The following is a 6,282-nucleotide window of genomic DNA, read 5'->3' on the forward strand; positions in this document are numbered from 1 at the left end:
CCAAATCCTGAAGGCAAAGAAGTATCGCTTAAGGAAAGTATGGGAAAAGTAACAATTGTTGATTTTTGGGCTTCCTGGTGTGGCCCTTGCCGAAAGGAAAACCCAAATGTTGTCGCCATATACAATGAGCTGCACTCAAAAGGTCTAAACATCATTGGAGTCTCATTAGATAAAGAAGCTGGTGCCTGGAAAGAAGCCATTGCAAAAGATAAATTAAGCTGGACACATGTTTCTAACTTAAAATTCTGGGACGAACCAATTGCAAAGCAATATGGCGTAGAATCGATTCCGGCAACCTTTATACTTGATTCATCAGGAAAGATTGTTGCACAGGATTTAAGAGGTCCTGAATTAAGAGCAAAGATCTTAGAGCTTTTAGCAAAATAATATAAACAAAAAACTCCAGATTTTCATCTGGAGTTTTTTTATAGCTAAAAGTAAATTTTTAGTCTACTTTATAAATTCAATTTTCTGAACTTCTTCTTCATTAACGCTGTCAAAGAAACCTTGTTCATTCATCCAGTCATCACTAAAGACCTTACTCATATAACGGGAACCATGGTCAGGAAAGATTGCAATGATGTTGCTTTCTTTTGTAAATTCACCTTCTTCTGCATATTGCTTGATTGCCTGCATTACAGCTCCGGAAGTATATCCTACAAATAAACCTTCTTTTCGTGTAATTTCCCTTGCTGTATGTGCACTTTCTTCATCAGTTACTTTCATGAACTTATCAATAATATCAAAGTCTGTTGCAGATGGAATTAAGTTTTTACCCAAACCTTCAATACGGTAAGGATAAATTTCCTTCTTATCAAATTCTCTTGTTTCATGGTATTTTTTCAAAACTGATCCAAAAGCGTCAACTCCCAGAATTCTAATATTTGGATTTTGCTCTTTAAGGAATTTTGCTGTTCCTGAAATTGTTCCTCCGGTACCACTACAAGCTATAAGATGCGTAATTTGTCCTTTTGTCTGAGCCCAGATTTCAGGACCTGTTGTGTTATAGTGTGCATCAATATTTAACTGATTAAAATATTGATTGATATAAACGGAACCTTTTGTCTCTTCGTGCAAACGTTTTGCAACATTGTAGTAGGATCTTTCATCATCGGCAGAAACGTGAGCCGGGCAAACATATACTTTTGCTCCTAAACTCCTTAACATGTCAATCTTATCTTTTGATGATTTTGAACTTACTGCCAAAATACAATTATAACCTTTTATAATGCTAACCATCGCTAAACTAAATCCTGTATTTCCTGATGTAGTTTCAATTATGGTATCACCGGGAGATAAAATTCCTTTTTTCTCTGCTTCTTCAATGATATACAATGCTATTCTATCTTTTGACGAATGTCCCGGATTAAAAGCTTCTACCTTTGCGTAGAAATTTCCTTCTAAACCTTCGGTGACTTTATTTAGCTTAATAAGCGGGGTGTTACCTATTAACTCTAAAACATTATTATAAGCATTTATTTCTTCTTTCATAAAAAAATAGTTAATCAAAGGCATTTTTAAATAACCCCGATAGGTTGCAAATTTAACAAAAAATTTCTAATTAGCTTTTAATTTTCTCTAAATCTAATAAAAAACTAAATTCCTTTGCTAAGTCTTTCAAAGCCTCAAAACGACCTGAAGCTCCACCGTGTCCGGCATCCATATTGGTATCGAGAAACAAAAAATTATCATTTGTTTTTAGATTTCTCAGTTTAGCAACCCATTTGGCTGGCTCCCAATATTGCACCTGCGAGTCATGTAATCCCGTTGACACATACATATTAGGGTAGTTTTGAGCTTTTACATTGTCATATGGCGAATACGACAACATATAATCATAATATTTTTTATTATTCGGGTTGCCCCATTCATCATATTCTCCTGTTGTAAGCGGTATGCTATTATCCAACATCGTTGTGACTACATCCACAAAAGGAACCTGGGCAATAACCCCATTATATAATTCAGGTGCTTCATTTACGATCACCCCCATTAAAAGTCCTCCTGCAGACCCTCCTTCAGCATATAAATGTTTAGCAGAAGTATATTTTTCGTCTATTACAAATTTAGAGCAATCAATGAAATCTGTAAAGGTATTTTTCTTTTTTAACAGTTTTCCTTCTTCATACCATTGTCTTCCTAAGTCTTCACCTCCACGAATATGGGCAATTGCATACACAAAACCACGATCAAGTAATGAAAGTCTTGTTGATGAAAAATAAGCATCCATAGTCGCTCCATAGGAACCATAAGCATACAGCAATAAAGGATTTTTACTATTTTTCACCAAACCTTTCCGATAAACCATTGATACAGGAACTTTAACACCATCCCTGGTAGTGGCCCAAACGCGTTCTTCGATGTAATTTTCCTTATCAAATTTTCCACCTAAAACCTGTTGTTCCTTTAAGATTTCCCTGGTTTTTGTTTTCATATTAAAGTCAATTAACGATGACGGTGTTGCCAGTGACTGATAACTATAACGCAAAATATCAGTATCGAAATCAATATTGGTGGTGGTGTAAGCACTATACGTTTCACTTCCAAAAGGCAAATAATAATCGGGTTCATCATTCCATGGCATAATGCGGATATGACTTAGTCCGTTAGATCTTTCTTCAACAACCAGGTAGTTTCTAAAAATCTCTATATCTTCCAACAAAACATCCTCACGATGCGGAATAAGATCTTTCCAATATTTTTTAGCTGTTTTGTTTTCAGTCGTTTTCATCAACTTAAAATTGGTCGCCTTGTCTTTATTGGTTAAAATATAAAAATGATCTTCATAATGCGAAATGCTGTATTCCAGTCCGCGTACACGAGGCTGAAAAACCTTAAATTCTCCATCAGGATCATCTGAATTCAGAATTCGATATTCTGTAGTCAGTGTACTTCCCGAACCTATTACAATATATTTTCTTGATTTTTCTTTGCTGATTGAAACATTAAAAGTATCATCGATTTCATCATAAACCAATACATCGTTTTTAGAATCAGTATTTAGTTTATGTTTAAAAACCTTATCTGATCGCAGAGTTACCTCATCCTGCTTTGTATAAAACAGCGTATTGTTGTCATTTGCCCAAACTGATCCCCCGGTAACATTTTCGATTTTATCTTCTAAAACCTTTCCTGTCTCAAGGTTTTTAATCTGTATCGTGTAGATTCTTCTCCCCACTATATCAGTACCAAAACTCACATATTTGTTATCAGGACTCACACTCATTCCGCCCAGCTTAAAGTAGGTATGTCCTTTTGCCATTTCATTGCAATTGAACAAAATTTCCTCATCAGCAGCAAGGCTTCCTTTTTTTCTGGAATAGATAGGATAATCCTGTCCTGTTTCAAATCGGGTAATATAATAATAGCCATTGTAAAAATAAGGAACAGAGGAGTCATCTTCCTTGATTCGGCTTTTCATTTCTTCAAATAAAAATTCCTGTAAACCCTTTGTATGCCCGGTCGTGCTTTTGTAATAAGCATTTTCCTGATTCAGGTATTCGATTACTTCAGGATTTTCCCTGTCATTTAGCCAAAAATAATTATCGATTCGGACTACTTTATGTTTTTTTAGTGATTTCGGAATAACTTTCGCTTTTGGAGCAATTATATTTTTTTGCATTGATAGGGCATTTGTTTTTATATAAGACTGGCAAAAATAGTACATAGTGTATAGAACAGAATTAATTTTTTCATAAAATATTACTTTATTATAAACCGTAATACCTAATTTTGTTGAAAACAATTTAAAAAACTGACAAAATGGATTTAATGGGAATGATGGGTAAACTTAAAGAAACCCAACAAAAAATTGAAGATACAAAAAAACGTTTAGATACGGTTTTAATTGACGAACAAATTGCAGATGGATTGCTAAAAGTAACATTAACAGCTAACAGAAAGGTAAAGTCAATTTCTATAGACGATTCTTTACTTGAAGATAAGGAACAATTGGAAGATTACCTGATTGTAACGTTGAATAAAGCCATTGAAAAAGCAACAAGCGTAAACGAAAGAGAATTGGATGCTGTTGCCAAAATGGATATGCCAATGATTCCGGGAATGGATAATCTTTTTAAGTAATTTATGAAACTAACGTACAAAACTCTGGCAATTAGTTTTGCCAGTTTATTTTTATTTTCCTGCTCAAATGATTCAAATCCAAAGGATGAATCAGTTAAAGATGATTTTAGTTTTTTAGCAATAACATTTGCAGGAAAAATAAACAAAATTGGAAACAACAGCGGAAAAATTACATCTTACTCTGAATTTGAAGGACTAACTTCTAATACCATAAATCTAAATACTGTTACTTCAAATACAGATAAGATTTTTTTAGTTGAATATTATGCGCCTTCAAATAAACTTTTCGTTTTTGATAAAAAAACAAAAAAAACAATCTCAAAATCATTAGTTTTTCCAAGTGAAGTAACTGGTCCGAATCCGTCAGTTTCTGCACTTACATGGGATGATTCAAAAAAAGTTCTTCATGGAATAATCGTACCTAACACCTATATTACACCTGTAAATAGTATATCGTATTATGTAAAAATCAATCCGGATACTTTTGAAGTTTCATATTCAGGTTTAAGCTTCGATCAGACCGCTTCGCTTTCTACTTTTTTAAATGGAAATAAACTATATAGTTCTTATAACAATCAGGACACTTATGAAATTGACACAGATAACAATACAGCAAAAAAGATATTATTAAACAATACCAAATTTTCATTTTTGAAAGCTGCCGTTTCTTCAAACAACTTTGTTTACTGCATAACAAATAAAACAGGTGTCGTAGGCAGCAATACAATTGTGAAAATTGATTTAACAAAAAATAATTACGAAGATTTACTACCTGGCGACTTTTTAGGATATGCTCATCTTAATGGCCCAGGATATATAGACAAAAATAATAACGAATATATATGCTGTGTACAAAAAGGATCTGAAGCATTTGTTCTTTTTAAATTCAACATTTTGACCAAAACTTATAAATATTTCGAACTAAAATCGGATACTTCAATTGACATTAATTTCATAATAGTAGATCAAATAAATTAAAAAAAGGCAGGTGAACCCTGCCTTTTTTTAATTTATTTGATCTGTTTAAAACTTCTGCAAGGTTTCTATCACATAGGTATGCATTACTTCTTTATAATCCAGATGCGTTACAATTCGGAGTTTATTGTGCCCCATTGCACTTATTAAAATATTTTTCTGTTTTAATTTTTCGATTAGCAGTTTGTCGCTGTAGCCTTCCGCCAATGAAAAAATTAAAATATTAGTTTCTACCGTTTCAATTTCCGAAACCCAAGATTTTGTACTGAGCACGGCGGCAATTTGTTTTGCTCTTCTGTGATCATCAGCCAGCCTTTCAATATTATGCGCAAGGGCATATAATCCGGCAGCTGCTAAATAACCTACCTGCCGCATTCCTCCACCCAATATCTTTCTGATTCTCAACGCTCTGTGAATATCTGCTTTGGTTCCTAATAATACAGAACCAATAGGAGCTCCCAATCCTTTCGACAAACAAACCGAAATAGTATCGAAAATAGCACCGAATTCTTTCGGATTTTGTCTTTTGGCGACTAATGCATTCCAAATTCTGGCTCCATCCAAATGGAATTTCAAATTATTAGCATCACAGACCTTTTTTATTTCTCTTAAATCTTCCAATTCATAACAGGCACCTCCCCCTTTATTGGTCGTATTTTCTACACAAACCAAACTCGTTAACGGGCTATGGTAAAACTCCGGATCATTTATTGCAGCCGCGACCTGACTTGCATTTATCATTCCACGATTTCCGTCTAATAAGCAACAGGAAACTCCGCTATTAAACGAAACCCCTCCTCCTTCATAATGATAAACGTGTGCATACTTATCGGCTATTAATTGTTCCCCAGGCTGGGTATGCAATTTAATTGCCGTTTGATTAGCCATAGTTCCCGAAGGAAAAAATAAACCTGCCTCCATTCCAAAAAACTCAGCAACCCTCGTTTCCAGTTCAATTACCGTAGGATCCTGTTTATAAACATCATCCCCAACCTGCGCATTAAACATATACTGCAACATTTCGTATGTAGGTTTGGTAATCGTATCGCTAATCAAATTTATTTCCATATTCTAAAAACTATATCTTATTTTTGCATTTTAAAACCAGTAAAATTATCAGGAGCCGATCTTGCTATTCGTTTCAATCTTTTTTCAAAACGCTTTTTTTTGTAAAAAGAAAAAAGAGCTTCCTACGGTCGCTTTTTTTCTTCAACAAAAAATAAA

5 protein-coding genes and 1 pseudogene are annotated in these 6,282 nt (G+C 34.0%); 3 read left to right on the forward strand and 3 right to left on the reverse strand.

Translation table 11 applies throughout. From position 1 onward, the window contains the following. Positions 1-387, forward strand: a pseudogene (locus tag ABI657_RS06625) (TlpA disulfide reductase family protein); the annotation flags it as partial. Positions 388-450: 63 nt separating this feature from the next. On the opposite strand, the gene ABI657_RS06630 reads toward ABI657_RS06625, so the two are convergent. After that, entirely contained in the window at positions 451-1,491 is a 1,041-nt protein-coding gene (locus ABI657_RS06630) for a cysteine synthase family protein (protein WP_348096457.1), read from the reverse strand. 70 nt (positions 1,492-1,561) lie between these two features. Next, the gene (locus ABI657_RS06635) at positions 1,562-3,622 is read right to left on the reverse strand and encodes a S9 family peptidase (RefSeq protein ID WP_348096458.1); all 2,061 of its coding nucleotides are present in this window, start codon (positions 3,620-3,622) and stop codon (positions 1,562-1,564) included. Positions 3,623-3,762: 140 nt separating this feature from the next. Here ABI657_RS06635 and ABI657_RS06640 point away from each other — a divergent pair, with 140 nt between their 5' ends. Beyond that, entirely contained in the window at positions 3,763-4,083 is a 321-nt protein-coding gene (locus ABI657_RS06640; RefSeq protein WP_348096459.1) for a YbaB/EbfC family nucleoid-associated protein, read from the forward strand. A 3-nt stretch (positions 4,084-4,086) separates the two neighbouring features. Beyond that, the gene (locus ABI657_RS06645) at positions 4,087-5,061 is read left to right on the forward strand and encodes a hypothetical protein (RefSeq protein ID WP_348096460.1); all 975 of its coding nucleotides are present in this window, start codon (positions 4,087-4,089) and stop codon (positions 5,059-5,061) included. Positions 5,062-5,106: 45 nt separating this feature from the next. Here ABI657_RS06645 and ABI657_RS06650 read toward each other — a convergent pair whose 3' ends face one another. Then, the gene (locus tag ABI657_RS06650) at positions 5,107-6,126 is read right to left on the reverse strand and encodes a GntG family PLP-dependent aldolase (RefSeq protein WP_348096461.1); all 1,020 of its coding nucleotides are present in this window, start codon (positions 6,124-6,126) and stop codon (positions 5,107-5,109) included. Positions 6,127-6,282 lie beyond the last annotated feature (156 nt).

This window comes from Flavobacterium sp., assembly GCF_039930565.1.
Classification (GTDB): Bacteria; Bacteroidota; Bacteroidia; order Flavobacteriales; family Flavobacteriaceae; genus Flavobacterium.

Bases quoted from the DNA above. Each gene is read 5' to 3' on its own strand.
- ABI657_RS06630 (WP_348096457.1), bottom strand. From the start codon at position 1,491: ATGAAAGAAGAAATAAATGCTTATAATAATGTTTTAGAGTTAATAGGT.
- ABI657_RS06635 (WP_348096458.1), bottom strand. From the start codon at position 3,622: ATGCAAAAAAATATAATTGCTCCAAAAGCGAAAGTTATTCCGAAATCA.
- ABI657_RS06640 (WP_348096459.1), top strand. From the start codon at position 3,763: ATGGATTTAATGGGAATGATGGGTAAACTTAAAGAAACCCAACAAAAA.
- ABI657_RS06645 (WP_348096460.1), top strand. From the start codon at position 4,087: ATGAAACTAACGTACAAAACTCTGGCAATTAGTTTTGCCAGTTTATTT.
- ABI657_RS06650 (WP_348096461.1), bottom strand. From the start codon at position 6,126: ATGGAAATAAATTTGATTAGCGATACGATTACCAAACCTACATACGAA.